The organism is Rhodococcus sp. Chr-9 (genome assembly GCF_000801125.1).
GTDB lineage: Bacteria > Actinomycetota > Actinomycetes > Mycobacteriales > Mycobacteriaceae > Rhodococcus > Rhodococcus pyridinivorans.
In genome coordinates, this window is record NZ_JTIZ01000037.1 from 1 (window position 1) to 18,965 (window position 18,965).

An 18,965-nucleotide genomic window follows, 5' to 3' on the forward strand; every position below is an offset into this window, starting at 1 on the left:
GCGTCAGCCGCGAACCCCGCTACGCACTCCGGATCCGGAAGGGCCAGATTCGCCAGCACCGCCGAACGAGACTCGATTCCTTGCTCGACTCCGGTATCAAAGTCGACTACCGGAATGACCACAGTGTTGTCCTCGCCGCCGGGGAAGACGGTATTCAACAGCCGTGGACCGACTTCGTATCCATGACGGACCGATCGTGCGGTGAGGTCCTTCGTGAACTCGGCCGCGTAACCGACTCCGCATGCCTGCCATTGCGGAAAGATGACGCGGAGTGCATCCTTCTTCGGATCTGACGACATGTGAGATTTCCTTCCCGGCCACGACTTTCTACTTTGTCTTGGTCCAGTCTCGCCGCACTCGGAGATGTTGTGGTGATTCCTCAGGTGGGAGCCCTACTGCAATTCCCAGTCCTGGATGGTCGCTAGCTCACCGAAGGCCGAGGGTGACAGGGGATCCAGGAGTTCAGCTCCGCTGTAGGCGCGATTCAGCCAGTCCGGGTTGGACAGCGCCGCTTTGCCGATCGCAACCATGTCGGCATGGCCGTTTAGGACCACAGCGTCGGCGTCGTCGCACGTATTGAGGTGTCCGTTGGCGATGACTGTCACATTCGGAGCCGCCTGTTTCGCCAGGGCAGACAGCGGCCTGGAATCCTCACCGGGGAACGCGGGCAGTGCGGCCTTCCATTCCGTGGTGTGAAGATAGTCGACCCCGGCTTCTGCGAGACTGCGGAAGATCGTGTCCGCGTCGTCGACGCCTCCCCCCCATTTGTGGCTGCCGTCGCTGACCTTGCCCTGGGAGATGCGGATGCCGACGATGAAGCCGTCTCCGACTGCCGATTTGACCTTGCGCACGGTCTCGGCGGCGAACCGCACTCGGTTGGCGGTGCTCCCCCCGTACTGGTCGGTCCGGTGGTTGAGGTAGTCGGTGAGGAAGGCGTCGAGCAGGTAACCATTGGCTCCGTGGAGTTCCACCCCATCAACTCCCGCGCCCTGTGCGCGGAGAGCGGCGTCCACGAACGCCTGATGAATTTCTTCGATCTCGGCTGCGGTCACCGGCTCAGGAATGTCGTAGGGACCAACGCCGCGGTACATGCTCATCTGCTCTCCACGCGCGGCGATGGCAGACGCGGACACGAGGCGGTCTGAGTACGGGTTCCCCTGCCCCTGCGGCCCGGAGTGCTGGAGCTGAGCGATCACCGCGGCGCCCTCCGCACGAACCGCGTCCACCAGAGGGCGCCACGATTCCGCGTGCGCCTTCGTCGCCAAACCCGGCTGGTAGAGATAGGTCTGACTTTCAGCGGTGTCGATATACGCGCCCTCGATGATCAGGAGAGGAATGCCACCGGCAGCGAACCGGCGGTAATACTGGACCATTCGTTCGTTGACGCGCCCGTCAGCATCGGCGCTTACCCGGGTCATCGGCGCCAGCGCCACCCGGCCCGCGAGGTCGACAGGTCCGAGTTGGATCTGGTCAAACAGCATTCTTGCTTCCTTTCGGCGAACGTTACGATCGAGGGTAGAACCTGACATGGGTGTTAGCTGCAAGTCGACTACCGGAGGGCGCGCGATGCGGATCGGAGAGCTATCGATGCTGACCGAGGTGAGCGCCCGCTCGTTGCGCTACTACGAACAGCGGGGGCTGCTCTCGTCGACGCGCACCCCGGGAGGGCAACGCGAGTATCAGGTCAGTGCAGTTGACCGTGTCAACCGGATCCAGGAGCTGTATCGGGCTGGGTTGAACAGTCAGACGATCTATAAGATCCTGCCCTGCATCCAGGACGCCGACGGGGGGGCCTCGGCCACGGCTGACGACCAGCTGGCCAGAGACCTCAACCACGAGCGCGAGAAGCTCCGCCGCCGGATCGCCGCGCAACAACAGACCCTGCGAGCTCTCGACAAGGTCATAGACACCGCCGCGCGGACCATCAACTGAAGGTGCCGGCCCCCAGCGAGAGGGCCAGCCAGACATGCCGCTGGCGGCATCAGGGAAAAGGACGCGGTGGAGCCAGCCTCGGGAGTCGCGTGCGCGTCCGTACTGGATATCGATCAAGGACCGACGAAGTGCCGCGGTCACAGAGCCGACCTCTCAGGCAAGAGCGTTGTCGATTTCCCGTTGCTCCACACGAGGCGGCCGACCGATGTAATCACGGCAGACGGCTGTAGTGAACGTGATCTGGCCTCAAAAGGCGCTCCTGCCAGCCATTATCTTGCTGGCAGGAACGGGTGTTCGTAAGGCGGGAGTAGGCGATCTGATCGCGGTTTCTCGAGCGGAGAATTACTCTGTGGCACTCTCCACTCCGGTAACGGAGATTGTTTCCTGTTACCTATTTCCCGTGATACCGATTGCTCGGTAATTTCCGGAGAATCACCTCTGGCCGTGCTCCCGTACGGCGACGATGTATTCGGCGTACGTACCTGCCGCGTCGACGGCGTGGCGCTCAATGGTCGATGGGTGATAACCCAGGACGTCGGCGATGATGGCGGCCGGGGCGGTTTTGCTGAGTTCATGCAGTGTGCCGAGTCGGGCGGCGCGGGCGCTGACGAGGTGGTCTCGTAGCCGGAGGCGTAGGTGCATCGGATCGATGTGCATGCCGGGGGAATGCCCTCTGAAGACCCAGTTGCTTCTCGGGTGAGCGGCGGTCTGGTCGTGGCCAGGGTTGGCCAGAAGTTCACGCCACGACCCGTCGAGCGGGGCGGGCAACACGATCGGGCCGCTGCCGAGCGTAATGGTCGCCAGGTCCTCGGTCACGGTGATGTCGTCCCAGGTCAGCGCGGCGATATCCTGGATCTGTTGGCCAAAGACAAGGACCAGTATCGCCGCGGCCTTGTCTCGTGTGGTCAGGGTGTCGCCGTCCACTATTCGGTCCAGGGCGGCGGCCTGGTCGGTGGCGCTGAGTGTGGTGCTGTTACCGCGGCGATGGCGGGGCACGGTGAGCCCTTGTGGGACGTTCTTGGTGTCCATGGCCCAGCCGAGGAACCGATCGACGAGCAGTCGCGTGGTCGGCCCGCCGGCGATCCAGGCGTCAACCTCGCCCTGGCCGACGTCGGCGAGCGCGATGTCGCGCTCGCCGAGCCAGTTGAGGAAGTTGATCGCGACGGTGACGGTCTGCTTGCTGCGCAGGAAGGTGCCGTGGGGGACGAGGTCCATCTGGTTCATGCGCCGCAGATGGTGCCAGCGGATATAGCGGTCAATGACGGCCCGGTTGGTGTCCTCGGTCAGCCTCTCCAGTGCTGTGTCCGCCCAGGCTTGGTAGCGGACAAGCAGCTCATCACGTCGGGGCAGGCCACCGTGCTCGACTAGGAGCCCGCGCACGTAGTCGCGGGTGCGCGAGCGTGGAAGTGCATCGATCGCCTCGTGCGTGAGCTCCGGGAGGGTGGCCAACTGTTTCAGGAAGTCGGTCACGTGCCGCTGGCGGATCCAGGTCAGTCCACTGTTGGCGCGTTTCATCGATTTCAACGCCTCAGCCAGGGGGATAAGCCTCTCGGCGATGGTGCCGGTGTCCAGGTTGGTCAGCAGTCCGTCGACGGTCTCGCTCAGTGCGCATGGCCAGCACAGGCCGGCGCGGTAGATCTCGTCCTCGGCGCCGCAGCGCACGCAATCGATGTTGAGGGTGATCTGGGCGCACGCCCGGCAGGCCGGGCGCCCATCTACTCGGCCCGGTAAGACGCCGATGTGGCCGCAGTCGCAGGTGCCGCGGGTGCGTTTGGCCTGCTGGTAGCAGTAGCCGCAGATCTGATCCTCCGGGCCCCAGGTGACCACCAGCGGGTAGCCCAAGCCGCAGCGATCACACGGACACACGCGACGCAGGTCCGGGTCGTCGGGTTTGCGGGGCCTGGCCATAGGTATCGGTCAGTCCTCGTTGTCGCCCCGGACGAGTCTCACCCGGCGGGCGATCGGCTGGCCGGGTGCCACCCCCAGGTCTTCCGGCCGCTTCGGCGCCTGCGCGGCGGCCGCTGCCTGCATCTCCACGAACGGCTCGAACAACTCACCCGGTTCGCAGTCGAGGATGTCGCAGAGCGCGGCGAACGTGCGTGCCGGGATCCGCTCTGGTGTGCCGGTCACCAGCCGGTAGACCTGACTCTCGGACAGGTTGATGCCCCGAGACCTCAACAACGGCACCAGTTCGGTGCTCTTCCACAGGTTGCGCTGCGCCATCTGCGTCCGCAGATTCCAGCGATACCCGATGCGTCGTTGCTCAGCCATCAGTGTCTCCTTCCTGCTTCCTGCCGTGCCCGTCCAGCCGCGAAGCGATCATGCGCTGGATGGTCTTCTGTTTGAAATCGTCGCCGACCGAGGTGTACAGCCCGGTGACCGACGCATAGGCATGACCGACTTGAGTCTGCACGAACGCCGGGTCGTAGCCGGCCTCGATCAAGTGCGTGACATAGGAGTGCCGCAGGCAGTGCAGTCCGAGCTCCTTCGGCAAGCCGGCCCCCTCGCGGGCGGCAGCGAAGGCATCACTCAAGCTACCCACTCTTATCCGCTCGGCTCGCTCGCTCGGCCATAGCGCCGTCGAGCGGTCAGCGGTGGCGAAGTGCCGCCGGCCGCCTTCGGTGATCCAGAATCGGAGCAGGTCAACCACCCAGTCGAACTCCGGGACCGTCAACACGGTGCGGCGCCGGGGCCCCGACCCGGTGGTGCCTTTGGCCCATCGGACGGTCACGGCGCCGAAGTCGCCGTACGCAGGCACATGCGGGTTGGGGCCGAAATCCTGCACGTCCAGCATCGCCACCTCGCGACGCCGAAGCCCATAGGCGTAGCAGACCTTGAACGCGATCGAGTCCCGCAACAGGGGCAGCCAGCGCTTACTCCCAGCAGCGAACTCACGATCGACCCGGTCGTCCACGTCATCAAAGAGTCTCTGCAGCTCCGTGGCTGTGAAGGCCCGGCGGCCAGCCGGAACGGCATCCTCGCAGGCGTGTCGCGGGGTGTTCCACTCGAACGCGATCTGGGCCGGAACATCGTCGAAGACCCGTTGGCACAGCGCACCCCACCCGTAACTCGAACTCGAGACGTAGGCACAGAACATCGCGATCGCATTGCTGTCCGAACGCAGCGTCGTCCAGCTCACCGGCTTCTCACCCGAGCGCCGCCCAGCCATGTAGTCATCCAGATCGACCGGCCTCCACGACCACGGGAACGTGCCCGCGAACTCCTGGAACCGGCGCAGCACCCCGCAACGCCCATCGATCGTTGCTCTCGTCAGCCCACGCGCCAGCATCTGCGCCCGCCAACCCTCGACCATTGCTTCAAACACGCGGTCCTCGGCGCGGAACAGGCCGACCTCACCGTCGCGCAACAACCGCGGAACGAACCCAGGAACACCGTCCACGCCGACCTCCAACCCGTGGAAACCTGCATCTAATGCAAGAAACCTACGGGACGCTGGACCGACGCACAAGCATCACATCCACGGCGCCGACACCACGCCAGCCCACTCCGCCGCCCACCAGCGCAAACCCGATCACCCCAGGTAGACGGCAGTAACCGCACCTACCGCTACTCCCGAGAGTTTAACGCCGATAACTTAGATTATGTCAGGTTAAGGCCGAATGTGTTGCGTGCCGATAGTTTTGAGGCGTTGATAACCGCCGCTAGTCCCTCACCTAGTAACAAGGGCGTTCTCACGGGCGAAGCCGGTTGGGTTGCACTCGCGGCGCCGTTCATCACCATCGCCAACCGCCGGCAGCGGTCAGGTTCTCAGCAGTCCCGCTCGTGTCCGCAAGTTGGTCGGGGTGGCCCCGCCGTCGACGGCGCTGAACACCCGCTTAGAGACGTCGATGCGCGGACAAGGACGCGGGCGGCCGATGAAGCGAATACGTCGTGATAACCGTAAGGGTTGAATGCTGCAGTTAGAGAAGCCCGTGTCTGCGCCAGGTGGCCTCCGCGGCCGGGTGGAACGGAATGGGTATCGGTGCGTCGATGGTGTCGGTGACCATGTCTTCCAGCGGCAGGGTCGGTCCGCCCTGCCAACCGGTGCGCTCCCGTGCGGCGACCAGCGCCTCGCAGAACTTCGCCACCACGGCGTGATCGGCGTCGGCGCGGGTGAAAACCAGAAATCCGCTGAAGTCGACCGTGTCGACATCGGCGTCAAGCGTCGGGTAGCGGGTCCTTCCGCAGAGTGCCGGACCGGTAGCCTGCCGCATCCAACCGTGACATGTCGTCCTCGGACAGGCTCAGGAAGCGCAGCCCGGCGTTGTTGGCCGGTTCGACCCAGTTGTAAACGCCTTCATCGAAGATTGCGTCGATGGCGCCGTTGCGTAGGAGCTGCGTACGCACAGACTTGTGCGGCAGCCCGTCGTCATAACTCACCTGACCGCCCCAAGACCGGATGTCGTCGAGGGAGATCCCGACTGACGCCAGCACGTCATCGAGCACCAGGTGCACGCTGTGGGTGGGACGGCTCCCGCGCAGGGACACCCGCAACGGCGGTTTCGCCTCCGCGAGGTCGCCCAGCGAGTGCAGACCGAGTTCGGCGGGCACGGCCAGGCCAAGCTGATCGTAGGACGGCACGGTGGCGATCGCGGCCAGCTCGTCGCCACGAGCACCGGGCAGTCGCAGTAGCGCTGACCGGACCGCAGTGGCCGGGTTGAGAATTGCGAAGTGACTGGCGCCGGTGAGCACGGCCGCCACGCCTTCGATGCCGTCGCTGGCGAACAGCGCCGTACGCCATCGGTCACCGCCCCCACCAGAAAGAGAGGGACCCGCGATGCGGCCCACCCGAGCAGCAACACTGAACGCCCTCACGGTGGCGCTCATCCCGATCGCCAGCCTGCCCGCGCCAAGCCAGGCCGGCGCGTACACCGTCGCCGCCGGCGACGAGATCGCCGTGCACTCGAAACACCGGGTCCACCACCTGCACGCAGGGCTACGCCTTTCGCGCACCGCGCTGAGCTCACACAGAGCCTTGCAAAAGATGACTGAGCCATGAAATCCCATTCACATACGTGACTGAGTTGATGCGAGCACGCATCGCGGCTGTTACGAGAAGATTCTGGTACACCCTCGTGCGACGGTTCGGAGCCAGATGTCGAGCGCAACTTTGATCACTCCGGACCGTTTGCCCCGGACAGCAGCACGTTGTGACCGTTCCAAAGAAGTCCGGTTTCGCCGGCCCGGGTGTCCGACTCGAGACACTAGTACGTGCTTGCAGGCGGTGGGGCCGTCGTCGCTGACAGCCGCGGATCTGGTAGCGGACTGGCATCACTCTGCATCTCCTTGACCTCGCTCCGGAAGATGCGCAACGACTTCCCCAACGCACGGGCCGAGTCCGGCAAGCGCTTCGCGCCGAACAGCAGGATCACGACGACAGCCAGAATTGCCCAGTGCCATGGACTCAGTGCGCCCATTTTGATCTCCTTCAGACGAGCTCGTGTGACCACCCCGGCCCACCACACGAATGCAGAATCACGAATTTTGAATATTAACAACATGAATCAACACGTTGAGCTTGAGACCGATACCGTCGTCGCCGACCGTGAACCGGCTCGCCAGATCCGCTGCGACACCACCCTCGCCGGGATCGTGGCGTACCGGAGCGACCATCAGCTACTCGCTGAGGTTCAGAACCGCACAGATGACGATCCCATCAAATAGCGCCGTAACCGCGGCAATTCAGTGGGTTCGACATCATTCACTACACCGACAGCGCGCCAGTTGTCGCCTCGCCTTTCACCGTTCCGCCCATATCGGACAGTCGGTTACTCAGCGCATCACGTCGATCACTGCACTGAAGTCCTTGTCGGAGTGCTGCGCATTGAATCGTGCGTAGATTTCGGCCGCCAAAGTACCCAGTGGCGCCTTGGTGCCGGCCAAGGACACGGCGTCCATCGCCAAGCCCAGATCCTTGTGCATCAGTGCAGTCGCGAATCCCGGTTTGAAGTCGTTGTTGGCGGGCGAGGTTGGCACCGGCCCCGGCACCGGGCAGTTAATACTCACGGACCAACAATTGCTGGTCGCTCCCGTCACCACGTCATACAAGGACTGAGCTGAGAGTCCCAGTTTCTCAGCGAGGACGAATGCCTCGCCGACCGCGATCTGTTGCACGGCCAGCATCATATTGTTGCACAGCTTGGCAGCCTGTCCGGTGCCTGACTCGCCCGTGTGGATGATCTTGCCCGCCATCGGATCCAGCACCGATCGAGCTCGTTCAACGGCGTCGGTCTCCCCTCCGGCCATGAACGCCAACGTTCCCGCAGTGGCGCCGTTGACGCCACCCGACACCGGAGCATCGATCTGTTGAAAACCAGCTTTCGACGCACTGTCGTGGATTTCGCGCGCGTCCGCGACCGAGATCGTCGAAGTGTCGATGAACAGTGCGCCCGGCTTCGCCGCGGGGAGAATCTCCGCGTAGCAGGCCTTGACCACGGCACCGTTGGGCAACGATGTGATCACCACGTCTGCGTCGGCAACAGCGTCGGTACCCTTTTCAAAGACAGTCGCGCCCTTGCATTCTGCCGCGGCTCTCAACGCCGGAACCAGGTCGAAGCCGCGAACCGCGAACCCTGCGGCCAGCAAGTTGGCCGCCATCGGTCCACCCATGTTGCCGAGCCCGAGGAATGCAATTGTCGTCATTTACAACGCCTTTCATCACTTCTGATCAGGGTTCATCTGCGAAGCCAGTGATCGAACTGCGCCTCGTCGGCCTCTCGGCCACGCTGGCGAGGCCAGCCGGAATGTGGCATGTCGCCCGATCTACGTTAATTGTGAACGACTGCACTTTATCCGCTTTTGAACGACGATCTTAGACATCCCCAGAATTCGCATAACGCTCAAACTATGCAGAATATTCAATTCGTGGCCTGCACTTCATGGCTCGGTCACCCGCAAATGGATCACGAGGAGCCAGCGCCTTCACGGCGTCCATATCTGCTCCAGCGGTGAATGACTCACGCCAGTGCGTCTCACCGGGGGCGGCTGGATGAAGTCGCTCGATCCGAACTCCACGCCACTTCACCATACAAGAATTTGCGGGTGCTGCGGGCGAGATCAAGAAGAGTGCACAGAGCATCAACAGCGAACCGCAAACAAAAACGTCGAATTACATTCAGCGGCGATGGACGTGCGGCGGGCGGAATGGGAAATGCGACCGAACCCGAAAGCGACTTGCGATCACCTCCTGTACGCGGTCAGTCCCGGCGTGTGCCGTCTCGCGGCGCGCCGCAGGATGCACACATCGAGCAACGAAACTGCGGGCGCGGCATGCTCTCCGCACAGTCCTCGGGTTTGCCGCGCGATCGCGAACCTGTCCGGAGATGTGCGACGACGCCGACCTACCGCACACGGGGCCTGTCGACCGGTGGACCGGCCCAAAGCCCTTGCTTCACGTCGGCGAAATCGTCGTTCGGCAGAGAAACCCAGACGGGACGGCCGTCCTTATCGACCAACCGAGCCCGCACTCCCTCGCAGAAGTCGCGCGTGCGCACAATGCGCGTCGCAATGTCGAGTTCCATAGAAAGACACTTCCGTAGCCCCATCTGCTTTCCCATGGCCAGGGTGCTCATCGTGACTTCGAGGCTCTGCGGGGAGGCCGCGTCCAGAGCTGCCAGAGAGTCTTCTGCCCACTGCGTCGACAGCGCGCCCAGACGGGTGCGTATCTCTGTCACGGTGTTCGCTCCGAAACACCAGTCGATGTCGTCCCGATGAGATGCGAGACGACCGGGCGGCGCGGGGGCGGTTCCCGGCGACAAGGCCCGGAGAGCATGATCGACCGAACCTGTCCGCCGCTCGAGGGCAGAAATGACCATGCCGGCATCAGCGACCCGATGCGTTCCGAGCCCGACGTACAGCGCGTCGGCGGCATCGAGTCGGTAGCCGGTGAGTCCGAGATAGGTTCCCACGGCGCCGGGTAACCTCGACAGGAAGTAGCTGGCTCCGACGTCCGGGAGAAAGCCGATGCCGGTTTCCGGCATCGCCAGTGTTGCGCGTTCGGTCAGCACCCGGAACGCACCGTGCACCGACAATCCCAGACCACCGCCGAAGCAGATTCCATCGATCACCGAGACCAGCGGCGTATCGAGTTCCGCGAGTCGAAGATTGAGCTCATATTCTGCGGTGAAGAATTCGACGTTGTCGGCATGACGTCCTGCCAATGCATTCTGTCGGATCCTGCGGACGTCCCCACCGGCGCAGAAGGCCTTGTCACTGGAGCTGTCGAAGACCAGTACCGTACCGGCGGCCCTCTGCCACTCGTCGAGACATGCATGGAGGGCATGAACAATATCCAGCGTCAATGCGTTCAACGATTTCGGCCGGTCCAGCGTGATGCGTCCCACCGACCCGTTGCGGGTGAAGACGATTCCATCAGATTGTCCGGACATCTCGTGCCCCGCTACGACAGGCTCCCCGTTCATCGTGTCTCCAGATTCCTGACCTACACCGCACAGACGAAAGCGCCGCGATTTTCGCTCATGCACGGTGGATATTCGATGTTTCACTGCGGAATTCGCTCGGCTACCGCGCACCCTCGACCCGGGCGGTATCGAAGTGGCGAATGCGGCCGAGCTACGGACCGGAGGAAGCCTGGGTCAATCGTCGGCTCTGGCTGTCCGTCGACCACGGGATCGGCAGCCGCTAGTCGGTGGGCTCACCGGTTCAGCGTATCTGCACGTCGGCGGCCTTCCGGGCCACGAAACGTCGGAAACATCCGGTCTCCCCGACAGTTTGTCCGGAGCGCTTCACGAACAAGCGCGCTTCGCCGTGCCGGAGCCGTCGTGGCCATCGCAGAGGTCAATCCGACTTGTCCGAGGCTCAAAAACGATTAAACCCGCTGATTAGCCGTACATTTCTTCATCGTTTCCTGACCAGAAGTTCCGGCGATGCCGCACACGTGGCGTGCACCCACCGATCGTGGCCGTCCCGACCGCTCCGCCGAACTGCCGGCAGGTGGCGTAAGCGGCGCTGGCGTCCGGCGCGTTTCAGTACCCAGCCGGACTGACTATCGTCTTCAGTTCGGTCCTTGCGCTCGCCTGCAGGCCGGAGTCTTCGGGCGTCACGGCTGATGTCCTCGCCTATACCGCCGTGCACCCGGGGCAACCTCGCCGACCCGCAAACGGCCAGATCCGGAGTACCCGTACAGCCAGATGCGGTGCACGCCGCACCGTCGAAACCTGCCGCAGCACAGAGCCGATCAGGACTGTGACACCGATCAGCATGGTGATCGACCCGGGCAGATACTGTCCGCCCTGAATCATGGTCAGGCCCAGGATCGTCCCGCCGAAGGCCACCCGCCGCCGGACCCGGCCAACCTGTGGTTTCCGCTGATCTGCGGCCGAGCCGCGGCCATGATCTCCGCACTCTGATCCCGAGCCGCAGGATCGTTCGTCACAGCCGGCGCACCGCAGGACGCCACGTGGCGAGCCAGACGACCGCTCCGATGAGCCCGAGGAGGACTGCGGCAGAGGCGACGCTGATCGTCATGATCGCCAGGAACATCGCGGTCATAAGGCGTTTGCTCATGATCTGGAGAAGTCTCGCTCTCGACTGTGCGGCGTGACAGGCCGCAGGCCGCGGTGCGCACCATCGAGCGCTCGCGGAAGACCTGAACACACAGATCACCGCCGCCGGCCGGAGCCCGCGGCGGTGATCTGCTGCAGAGCTGTCTAGTTCATCGTCGGGATGACGAACTCGGCGCCGTCCTTGATGCCCGAGGGCCACCGCGAGGTCACGGTCTTGACCTTGGTGTAGAACTGGATCACGGCTGGGCCGTTGGCGTTCAGATCGCCGAACACCGAGCGCTTCCAACCACCGAAGGTGTGGTAGGCCACCGGCACCGGGATCGGCACGTTGACCCCCACCATGCCCACCTGAACCCGTGCCACGAAGTCACGGGCCGCGTCACCGTCGCGGGTGAACACAGCAACGCCGTTGCCGTACTCGTGCTCGGTGGGCAGACGCAGAGCCTCTTCGTAGTCCTTCGCACGCACGATGCACAGGACGGGACCGAAGATCTCGTCGGTGTAGATCGGCATGTCCGCGGTCACGCGATCGAACAGGGTGGGGCCGATGAAGTAGCCGCCCTCGAGCTCGCTACCGTCGAAGGTCAGATCGTCGGTGGAACGTTCGCGACCATCGACCACCAGATCGGCACCGGCTTCGGCACCCTTGGCGATGTAGTCATGTACGCGGTCCAGCGCGGCCTTGCTGACCAGCGGTCCGTAGTCGGCCTTCGGATCGAGGCTGTGACCGACCCTGAGCTGGTTCACGCGCTCGACGAGCCTGGCGCGCAGTCGATCAGCGGTCTCGTCCCCGACCGCGACCGCAACGCTGATGGCCATGCAGCGCTCGCCCGCGGATCCGTAACCGGCACCGATCAGCGCGTCGACAGCCTGCTCCAGGTCAGCGTCGGGCAGCACGATCATGTGGTTCTTGGCGCCACCGAAGCACTGCGAGCGCTTCCCGCTCTTGGCCGACTCTGTATAGATGTACTGCGCGATGTCGCTGCTGCCGACGAAGCCGATGGCCTGGATGTCCGGATGCGCCAGGATGGCGTCAACGGCTTCCTTGTCGCCCTGCACAACCTGGAACAGGCCGGCCGGAAGACCGGCTTCGATGAAGAGTTCGGCCAGACGCACCGGGACCGAGGGATCACGTTCGGACGGCTTCAGGATCACCGCGTTCCCGGTGGCCAGTGCCGGGCCCACCTGCTGCAGGGGGATCATGGCCGGGAAGTTGAACGGCGAGATACCCGCGACCACGCCGAGCGGCTGCCGCAACGAGTACACGTCGATGCCCGGCCCTGCACCCTCGGTGTACTCGCCCTTCATCAAGTGCGGGATACCGATGGAGAATTCGATCACCTCGACGCCACGCTGGATGTCACCCAACGAATCGGCGATGGTCTTACCGTGCTCGAGAGACAGGATCTCGGCGAGCTCGTTGGCGTTGGCGTTGACCAACTCGATGAACTTCATCATCACACGAGCTCGGCGCTGAGGGTTCCAGGCCACCCAATCCTTCTGGGCAGCAACAGCAGAAGCGACAGCGGTGTTGACATCCTCCGCCGTTGCGAGCAGCACCTGCGCCTGCACCTCACCGGTGCTGGGGTTCATCACATCCGCGGTGCGACTCGACTTCAGGGTGGCGCGCTTGCCATCGATGAAATGGGGAATTTGCGTGGTCATGTGTTGTCCTTTCCGTTGACCATCTGTTCCGAATTCTCTTGTTCGAACTGAGCGAGATGCTCAGATGCTCCGTCGATCCTGATGAACCCTGTTCGCCTTCTGCCCGTATGTTCGAGCATCAGTGCCTACGAATAGACCGATGAATAGAGTTCCACTATCTGTTCGACATCTGGGACCAACGGATTGTTCGACGGCGAACCGGAGGCCAGCGCCTGTTCTGCCATGGTGGGCACCAACCGATCCCACTCCGCCCGCGCGATACCGTACTGTGCCGGGGTCGGGACGTGCAGATCCAGGCACAGCTCGGCGATACCGTCAACGAACTTGCCGGCGGCCACGTTGTCGCTGTCGCCCGAGCCCGCCAGTCCCATGATCCGACCGCAGTCAGCATACCGGCCCACCGCCGCGTCAACCGAGAATCGGGTCACTTCAGGGAACAACATCGCATTCGAAAGACCATGTGCAACACGAAAATGTGCACCGATGGGCCGACTCATCCCGTGGATCAGAGCCACGCTGGCGTTCGAGAAGGCGATACCGGCCTGGGTGGCAGCCAGCATCATCCCCTCTCGGGCCTCACTGTCCTGCCCGTCGGCGTAGACCCGGCGGAGGTTCTTGGCCACACCCTGCATCGCCGTCAGGCACAAGGCGTCCGCGAACGGGTTGGCCTTGATGCTCACGTACGCCTCGACCGCGTGGGTCAACGCATCGATTCCGGTGTCAGCGCTGAGCCTCTTCGGCATCGTCTGTGTCAGTTCGTAATCGACGATCGCAGCCGTCGGCAGGAATGAATTGCCGATGCAGAGCATCTTCTCATCGGTTTCACTGTCGGTGATGACCGTGAACTTGGTCGCTTCGGAACCACTTCCGGCGGTGGTCGGGATCGCCATGATGGGCAGTGCCGGGCCGCCGTAGTCACGCGGAGCCTTGAAGCTGCGCATCGGTTCGTCGGATACGGCCAACACCGCCAGAGCCTTGGCAGTGTCGATCGGGCTACCACCACCGAAACCGATCACTGCGTCGGCCTCATGCCGATTCAGGCAATCTAGCGCAGGCTGAAGCGATTTCGTCGTCGGGTCTGGGACCGTCTCGGTGAACGCCGCGACACTCAAGCCACTTCGAGCAAGAATGTCGACCAACCGGTCGACGCTGCCGCTCTGAGCCAGAAACGTGTCCGATATCACGATGGGCCGGCGAATACCCAACCTGGAGGCCACATCTGCGGCCGAGCTCAACGTACCGGCGCCGATACGCATCAGCTGTGGTACCGCGATGGTGTAGCTCATGGAATTAATCGTCCATGTTCCATCACGTTCATCAAAAGGTGCAGATCGTCTGCATAATCGCCAGTGCACCGACGATCTGTCGGTTGTCCTCGCGCCGCTGTGTGCGGACACTGGGAGTCCAGCACACCGAAGACCAACAGAAAGGGTCAAAACAGATGCCGAGCAGCACTTTCCGAGCTTTTGTGGTCAACCACCACGAAGACAGCGCCGAACGAATGATCACCGAACTTGCCGTCGATCAGCTCGGTGAGGGCGACGTGACCATCCGCGTGGATTGGTCGGGCGTGAATTACAAAGACGGCCTCGCCAGTATCCACAAGGGGAACGTGGCCCGGTTGCCCAAGATCATCCCCGGCATCGACCTTGCCGGCACCGTGGTGGAGTCTGCTTCACCCGACTACCGGGCCGGCGATCAAGTACTGGTTCACGGTTACGATCTCGGCGTGAAGCACCACGGCGGATTCAGTGAGATGGCACGAGTGCCTGCCGAATGGATTGTCCCGCTGCCAGCCGGCCTCTCCGATCGCGACGTGATGTCCCTCGGCACTGCGGGTTTCACGGCTGCATTGAGTGTGGCCAAGCTCGAAGACCATGGTTTGGCACCGGAAGCGGGTCCGGTGTTGGTGACCGGCGCCACCGGTGGCGTCGGAAGCGTGGCCGTCGGAATCCTCGCCGCCAGAGGCTACGAAGTTGTCGCGGCGACCGGCAAAGAGTCGGCCAAAGAGTGGCTGACCGAGCTCGGCGCCGCCGAGATCATCGGCCGTGAAGAAGCGAGCGGAAACTCCAAGCCTCTGCAGAAGGAACGCTGGGCCGGCGCGGTCGACTGCGTCGGAGGCGACACGCTGGCCAACACACTGAGTGCGTTGCGATACGGTGCCGCGGTGGCCGCCTCGGGTAACACCGGCGGTGTCGCACTGCCGACCACGGTGTTCCCGTTCATTCTGCGGGGTGTGGCCCTACTGGGTGTGGACTCGGTGCAATGCAATCTGGTTACCCGCACGGCAATCTGGAACCGGCTGGCCACCGATCTACGGCCCGTCGGGCTCGATCGGTTGGGGTCGTCGGAGGTCTCACTCGACGAGCTTCCGACGGCTTTGGACCGCATTCTCGCCGGGGAGAACCAGGGCCGGACTTTGGTCAAACTCGCAGGCTGAACCACTTCGACGCGAAATGCGCGCCGTCCGCGGAAGTGGACGGCGCGCATTTCATATGGGCCACAATCTGATTCCGACAGAACAAGGCCTAGATTGCCGTCGGCCATGCCTGACGGTGAAGATGTATCGCGCGGGTTGCCAACATCTTCAACTTCGGCGAGAGCGCGACGCTGGTGCCGGCTGACAGGCGCCGGACGGTCGAATCGAAACGCTCATAGAGCTGGGGTACCGAAATTCCAAACCGGACAAAGACCTCTTCGTCATCCGGTCCCCCGAAAGGAGCCCACAGGATCACGAACTCAAGGATCTCACGCTCACTTTGATCCATGCCGTTGCCTTCCTCATCCCTTGAACATTTTATGGAAGCAGCCCGCGAGTCTGGTCCGATTCGGCAACACGCCCCACGGCCGTCACCATCGATGCGGTACGTAACGAAACACCGCGCTCGCGTGCTTGATCCCGTTCTCGCCGCCAGGCCAGGAGCATTCGCTCCTCCCGGCGTGCCTCGCCATCGACGGCGCCACGGCTGCAGACCTGTTGCGCCGGAACTCGTTCCAAATGCGAGGCGATGTCCCCGCCGGCGCTTGCGAGAATACTCGGAACCACCAGAATTCCTCGTTTGCAGAGAATCTGGTCGGCCGACATGGACGTAGGCCCGTTAGCTGCTTCGACCACCACCGAAGACTGAACCAGATGTGCGTTCTGCGCATTGATGGTTCCTTCGACGGCCGCGGGCACCAGTAGATCGACGTCGAGCTCGAGAATGTCTTCACGGCGGCATGTGTCTCCGCCTGAGAACCCCGCGACTGTTCCGCACTCGTCGAAGTGGGACTCCAAAGCAGCCACATCCAAACCATTTTCAGATTCCACAGCTCCGTGCGCATCGCTGACACCGACGACCCGAACGCCCGAATTCGTCAACAACTTGACGACATTCCGTCCAATCTTGCCGTATCCCTCGACAACAGCAGTGGCCTTCGTCCCGACGATGTCGACCTCATGCAGAGCGGCCAGTGCAAGTTGCACGATTCCGCGTGAAGTGGCGATCTCGCGTCCGCGTGACCCATCGAGTCCCGGCAGTCTTCCCGCCGCGACGCTGACGTCGGAACGTCCAGCCTGGTCCGATAGCGTGTCCGTGATCCATGCGATGGTCCGGTCGTCCGTCCCCAGGTCTGGAAGAACGGTATCCTCTTCCGCTCCCATCAAGGAGGTGACTTCCGTGGTATAGCGCCGAGTCACACGCTCCAGCTCGGCCCGCGAGTACCGGCTCGGGTCAATACGTATTCCCCCGCTGGCACCTCCGCAAGGCAGATCGGCAAGGGCGCATCTCCAGGTCATCCACATAGCCAGCGCACGAAGTTCATCGAGGTCCACATGGGGGCTGAAGCGCAAACCACCACTGACCGCTCCGCGAGAGACGTCGTGCTGAACGCGATACCCGATGAGATTTTCCATGCTGCCGTCATCACGCCTCAGAGGGAGACTCACTGTGACCTCGCGCCCGGGTGCCGCCATCTTCTGCCCGAAACCAGCGTCGTAGCCCAGGATTTCCACCGCTTCGGCCAGTTGAGCCCGAGCGTCTTCCAACGGATTGGGGCTCGGCGGTGCTTCGATATGAGCCAGGGTGCTCATTGAGATGGTCTCCTGTTGCCTTGGGTGAGTCGGTGACGTAGCGGTACGCGATCTCGAACGATTGTGGCGACTCGAGGGCTAGAGGCAGACGCCACGGGTGGAAGGACGCCCTCCAGCGCAGGAAGTCACAGGCGCCGGAGGGCTACCAGCTCACAGAGGACGGGCAATGGTCAAGGGCCGCAGGTAGTCCAGATAAGTCTTCACGCTGTTGACGCCACCACCCCAACCGCTCATCCCGATCCCACCGTACGGTAGGCCGTAAGCGAACACATTGTGGGCGTTGATCCAGCTATTGCCGGCGTGAAGTTGCGCGGCGACCGCACGTGCGTGCGGAAGATCCTGGCTCCAGACGCTGTTCGCCAGCCCGTACCGAGAGTCGTTGGCGATGGCGATGGCGTCGTCGTCGTTCTTGAAGGGCATCACATAGGCAACCGGGCCGAAGATCTCCTCCTGGGCGCACACGTTGGTGGTGTCACCGGTCAGCAAGACAGGGCTGACGAAGAAGCCACCCTCCAGGCCCTGCACCGCGGTCGGGCCGCCGTCGAGCAGGGCAGTGGCACCTGTGTCCTGGCCACGCTGCAGATAGTGCTCGACACGCTTGCGCTGACCATTGCTGATCAGCGCGCCCAGGACGGTGTTCGGATCGTCGTCGGCTCCCATGTGCACTGAGGTGAGCTTGTTAATGGCCGCGTCGACGAACTCGTCGTAGATCGACTCCTGGACCAGCCATCGCGTTGCTGTGCAACAGGTCTGGCCAGCATTGCGCACGACTGCCAAGGACAGCTTTTCTGCGGTGGCTGCAACGTCGACGTCGGGCATCACGATCGCCGCGCCCTTGCCGCCCAGCTCCATCTTGCTCGGCACGAAGTTGCCCGCTGCGGCAATGGCGACCTGCATGCCCGTGCGGGGCGAACCTGTGAACGAGATGTAGTCGATGTCAGGATGGCCGGCAAGGGCCGCACCGGCAGTCTCTCCGAAGCCAGGGACGACGTTGATCACCCCAGCTGGGATGCCGACTTCCTCCGCCAGCTTGCACAGGAACAGGCAACTCATCGGCGCCAGCTCCGGAGCCTTCACGACGACGGTGTTTCCGCCTGCCAGTGCCGGGGCAGTCCCCCAGACCATCAGGCTTCCCGGGGCATTCCACGGAATGATGAAGCCGCACACGCCTCGGGGTAGGAAGCGCTGCTCTGCCTCTATTCCGCGCACTGCCACCAACTCTCGTGGATCAACGTGGTCGGCGACGTCTGCGAAGTATCGGATGCCTTCCGCGGAGAACAGCACGTCGAACTCCAGAGCCTCCGCCAGCGGCTTGCCGATGTCACGAGATTCGATGGTGGCCAACGTGTCTTGGTGTTTTTCGATGGCATCGGCCCAACGGTGCAACAAAACGACGCGATCGCGGGTCGAACGCGCGGCCCAGCTCGGAAAAGCCTGGCGCGCCGCTCGGACGGCGTTGTCGATATCGTCGGCATCGCCAGAGGAGATTGTCGCCAGCAGCTTGCCGGTCGAAGGCCTCAGCACCTCAATCGTGTTGCCGTGCTTACCAGTTGTCCACTGTCCGTCCACATAGAACGGAACAGGGTCCTGTCCAAGGAAGGCATCGGCAGCGGATGTCGGACTGGTCATGCTCTGGACTCCTAGTCTCTGCGCAAAGCGGGTTACCCACGTCACTATAACCACCGAATAATCGGAATTGACACATTGCGAGCGAATTCGAATATTTTCATGAATTGCATTGCATCGTATGCGAATCTTATGCAAGTTGCGGC

Annotated in this window: 18 protein-coding genes and 1 pseudogene; 3 read left to right on the plus strand and 16 right to left on the minus strand. The window is 63.0% G+C overall.

Annotation, left to right across the window (positions count from 1 at the left end):
• Together QR64_RS03635 and QR64_RS03640 are read right to left on the minus strand one after the other, a co-directional pair.
• Positions 1-299, minus strand: a pseudogene (locus tag QR64_RS03635) (hypothetical protein); the annotation flags it as partial.
• Positions 300-392: 93 nt separating this feature from the next.
• Positions 393-1,481: an NADH:flavin oxidoreductase gene (locus QR64_RS03640; RefSeq protein WP_039584164.1), complete on the minus strand. Its 1,089-nt coding sequence runs from the start codon at positions 1,479-1,481 to the stop codon at positions 393-395.
• Positions 1,482-1,587: 106 nt separating this feature from the next.
• Here QR64_RS03640 and QR64_RS26425 point away from each other — a divergent pair, with 106 nt between their 5' ends.
• Positions 1,588-1,932: a MerR family transcriptional regulator gene (locus QR64_RS26425; protein ID WP_411908074.1), complete on the plus strand. Its 345-nt coding sequence runs from the start codon at positions 1,588-1,590 to the stop codon at positions 1,930-1,932.
• A gap of 432 nt (positions 1,933-2,364) precedes the next feature.
• On the opposite strand, the gene QR64_RS03650 is transcribed toward QR64_RS26425, so the two are convergent.
• From QR64_RS03650 to QR64_RS03680, 6 genes are all read right to left on the minus strand, one after another.
• Positions 2,365-3,774, minus strand: coding sequence for a Fis family transcriptional regulator (locus QR64_RS03650; protein ID WP_318025549.1), 1,410 nt, complete (start codon positions 3,772-3,774; stop codon positions 2,365-2,367).
• 75 nt (positions 3,775-3,849) lie between these two features.
• A complete protein-coding gene (locus QR64_RS03655) occupies positions 3,850-4,203 on the minus strand; it encodes a helix-turn-helix domain-containing protein (protein ID WP_039584168.1) in 354 nt (117 codons plus the stop codon).
• Entirely contained in the window at positions 4,196-5,332 is a 1,137-nt protein-coding gene (locus tag QR64_RS03660) for a tyrosine-type recombinase/integrase (protein ID WP_039584170.1), read from the minus strand. Before QR64_RS03660 ends, QR64_RS03655 begins: the two co-directional genes overlap by 8 nt.
• A gap of 520 nt (positions 5,333-5,852) precedes the next feature.
• Positions 5,853-6,146 (minus strand): hypothetical protein, encoded by a 294-nt coding sequence (locus QR64_RS03665; protein ID WP_039584171.1) that lies wholly within the window; start codon positions 6,144-6,146, stop codon positions 5,853-5,855.
• On the minus strand, positions 6,091-6,759 hold the full coding sequence (locus QR64_RS03670) for a hypothetical protein (RefSeq protein ID WP_152640912.1): 669 nt from the start codon (positions 6,757-6,759) through the stop codon (positions 6,091-6,093). The genes QR64_RS03665 and QR64_RS03670 overlap by 56 nt, the downstream gene beginning before the upstream one ends.
• 377 nt (positions 6,760-7,136) lie before the next feature.
• Positions 7,137-7,304 carry a twin-arginine translocase TatA/TatE family subunit gene (locus QR64_RS03680; protein ID WP_235366995.1) on the minus strand — a complete coding sequence of 56 codons (168 nt, stop codon included), beginning with the start codon at positions 7,302-7,304 and terminating at the stop codon, positions 7,137-7,139.
• Between QR64_RS03680 and QR64_RS27515 the strand changes: the two genes are divergently transcribed.
• On the plus strand, positions 7,237-7,596 hold the full coding sequence (locus QR64_RS27515; RefSeq protein WP_235366997.1) for a hypothetical protein: 360 nt from the start codon (positions 7,237-7,239) through the stop codon (positions 7,594-7,596). The genes QR64_RS03680 and QR64_RS27515 overlap by 68 nt on opposite strands.
• 108 nt (positions 7,597-7,704) lie before the next feature.
• Here the strand turns inward: QR64_RS27515 and mmsB are convergent, their stop codons facing one another.
• The 5 genes from mmsB to QR64_RS03700 all read right to left on the minus strand — a co-directional run bounded on the left by mmsB (position 7,705) and on the right by QR64_RS03700 (position 14,407).
• A complete protein-coding gene (mmsB, locus tag QR64_RS03685) occupies positions 7,705-8,574 on the minus strand; it encodes a 3-hydroxyisobutyrate dehydrogenase (RefSeq protein WP_039584177.1) in 870 nt (289 codons plus the stop codon).
• Positions 8,575-9,272: 698 nt separating this feature from the next.
• Positions 9,273-10,352 (minus strand): enoyl-CoA hydratase/isomerase family protein, encoded by a 1,080-nt coding sequence (locus tag QR64_RS03690; RefSeq protein WP_084222275.1) that lies wholly within the window; start codon positions 10,350-10,352, stop codon positions 9,273-9,275.
• Between the two features lie 970 nt (positions 10,353-11,322).
• Positions 11,323-11,457: a hypothetical protein gene (locus QR64_RS28550; RefSeq protein ID WP_257788998.1), complete on the minus strand. Its 135-nt coding sequence runs from the start codon at positions 11,455-11,457 to the stop codon at positions 11,323-11,325.
• 143 nt (positions 11,458-11,600) lie between these two features.
• Positions 11,601-13,121: a CoA-acylating methylmalonate-semialdehyde dehydrogenase gene (locus tag QR64_RS03695; protein WP_039584180.1), complete on the minus strand. Its 1,521-nt coding sequence runs from the start codon at positions 13,119-13,121 to the stop codon at positions 11,601-11,603.
• A 125-nt stretch (positions 13,122-13,246) separates the two neighbouring features.
• Complete coding sequence (locus QR64_RS03700; RefSeq protein WP_039584181.1) at positions 13,247-14,407, minus strand: iron-containing alcohol dehydrogenase; 1,161 nt, start codon at positions 14,405-14,407, stop codon at positions 13,247-13,249.
• Positions 14,408-14,562: 155 nt separating this feature from the next.
• On the opposite strand from QR64_RS03700, the gene QR64_RS03705 reads away from it, so the two are divergent.
• Positions 14,563-15,561, plus strand: coding sequence for an oxidoreductase (locus QR64_RS03705; RefSeq protein WP_039584182.1), 999 nt, complete (start codon positions 14,563-14,565; stop codon positions 15,559-15,561).
• Positions 15,562-15,649: 88 nt separating this feature from the next.
• Here the strand turns inward: QR64_RS03705 and QR64_RS03710 are convergent, their stop codons facing one another.
• The 3 genes from QR64_RS03710 to QR64_RS03725 form a co-directional block, all read right to left on the minus strand.
• Complete coding sequence (locus tag QR64_RS03710; RefSeq protein WP_039584183.1) at positions 15,650-15,889, minus strand: hypothetical protein; 240 nt, start codon at positions 15,887-15,889, stop codon at positions 15,650-15,652.
• A 29-nt stretch (positions 15,890-15,918) separates the two neighbouring features.
• Positions 15,919-17,193 (minus strand): Glu/Leu/Phe/Val family dehydrogenase, encoded by a 1,275-nt coding sequence (locus QR64_RS25485; protein WP_083741783.1) that lies wholly within the window; start codon positions 17,191-17,193, stop codon positions 15,919-15,921.
• Between the two features lie 150 nt (positions 17,194-17,343).
• Positions 17,344-18,822, minus strand: coding sequence for an aldehyde dehydrogenase family protein (locus QR64_RS03725; RefSeq protein ID WP_039584191.1), 1,479 nt, complete (start codon positions 18,820-18,822; stop codon positions 17,344-17,346).
• Positions 18,823-18,965 lie beyond the last annotated feature (143 nt).

Excerpts from the sequence above, each read along its gene's own strand:
- QR64_RS03725 (WP_039584191.1), bottom strand. The coding sequence starts at position 18,822 with ATGACCAGTCCGACATCCGCTGCCGATGCCTTCCTTGGACAGGACCCT.
- QR64_RS27515 (WP_235366997.1), top strand. The coding sequence starts at position 7,237 with ATGCGCAACGACTTCCCCAACGCACGGGCCGAGTCCGGCAAGCGCTTC.
- QR64_RS03665 (WP_039584171.1), bottom strand. The coding sequence starts at position 6,146 with ATGCGGCAGGCTACCGGTCCGGCACTCTGCGGAAGGACCCGCTACCCG.
- mmsB (WP_039584177.1), bottom strand. The coding sequence starts at position 8,574 with ATGACGACAATTGCATTCCTCGGGCTCGGCAACATGGGTGGACCGATG.
- QR64_RS25485 (WP_083741783.1), bottom strand. The coding sequence starts at position 17,193 with ATGAGCACCCTGGCTCATATCGAAGCACCGCCGAGCCCCAATCCGTTG.
- QR64_RS26425 (WP_411908074.1), top strand. The coding sequence starts at position 1,588 with ATGCTGACCGAGGTGAGCGCCCGCTCGTTGCGCTACTACGAACAGCGG.
- QR64_RS28550 (WP_257788998.1), bottom strand. The coding sequence starts at position 11,457 with ATGAGCAAACGCCTTATGACCGCGATGTTCCTGGCGATCATGACGATC.
- QR64_RS03640 (WP_039584164.1), bottom strand. The coding sequence starts at position 1,481 with ATGCTGTTTGACCAGATCCAACTCGGACCTGTCGACCTCGCGGGCCGG.
- QR64_RS03705 (WP_039584182.1), top strand. The coding sequence starts at position 14,563 with ATGCCGAGCAGCACTTTCCGAGCTTTTGTGGTCAACCACCACGAAGAC.
- QR64_RS03710 (WP_039584183.1), bottom strand. The coding sequence starts at position 15,889 with ATGGATCAAAGTGAGCGTGAGATCCTTGAGTTCGTGATCCTGTGGGCT.
- QR64_RS03690 (WP_084222275.1), bottom strand. The coding sequence starts at position 10,352 with ATGAACGGGGAGCCTGTCGTAGCGGGGCACGAGATGTCCGGACAATCT.
- QR64_RS03670 (WP_152640912.1), bottom strand. The coding sequence starts at position 6,759 with ATGAGCGCCACCGTGAGGGCGTTCAGTGTTGCTGCTCGGGTGGGCCGC.
- QR64_RS03695 (WP_039584180.1), bottom strand. The coding sequence starts at position 13,121 with ATGACCACGCAAATTCCCCATTTCATCGATGGCAAGCGCGCCACCCTG.
- QR64_RS03700 (WP_039584181.1), bottom strand. The coding sequence starts at position 14,407 with ATGAGCTACACCATCGCGGTACCACAGCTGATGCGTATCGGCGCCGGT.
- QR64_RS03655 (WP_039584168.1), bottom strand. The coding sequence starts at position 4,203 with ATGGCTGAGCAACGACGCATCGGGTATCGCTGGAATCTGCGGACGCAG.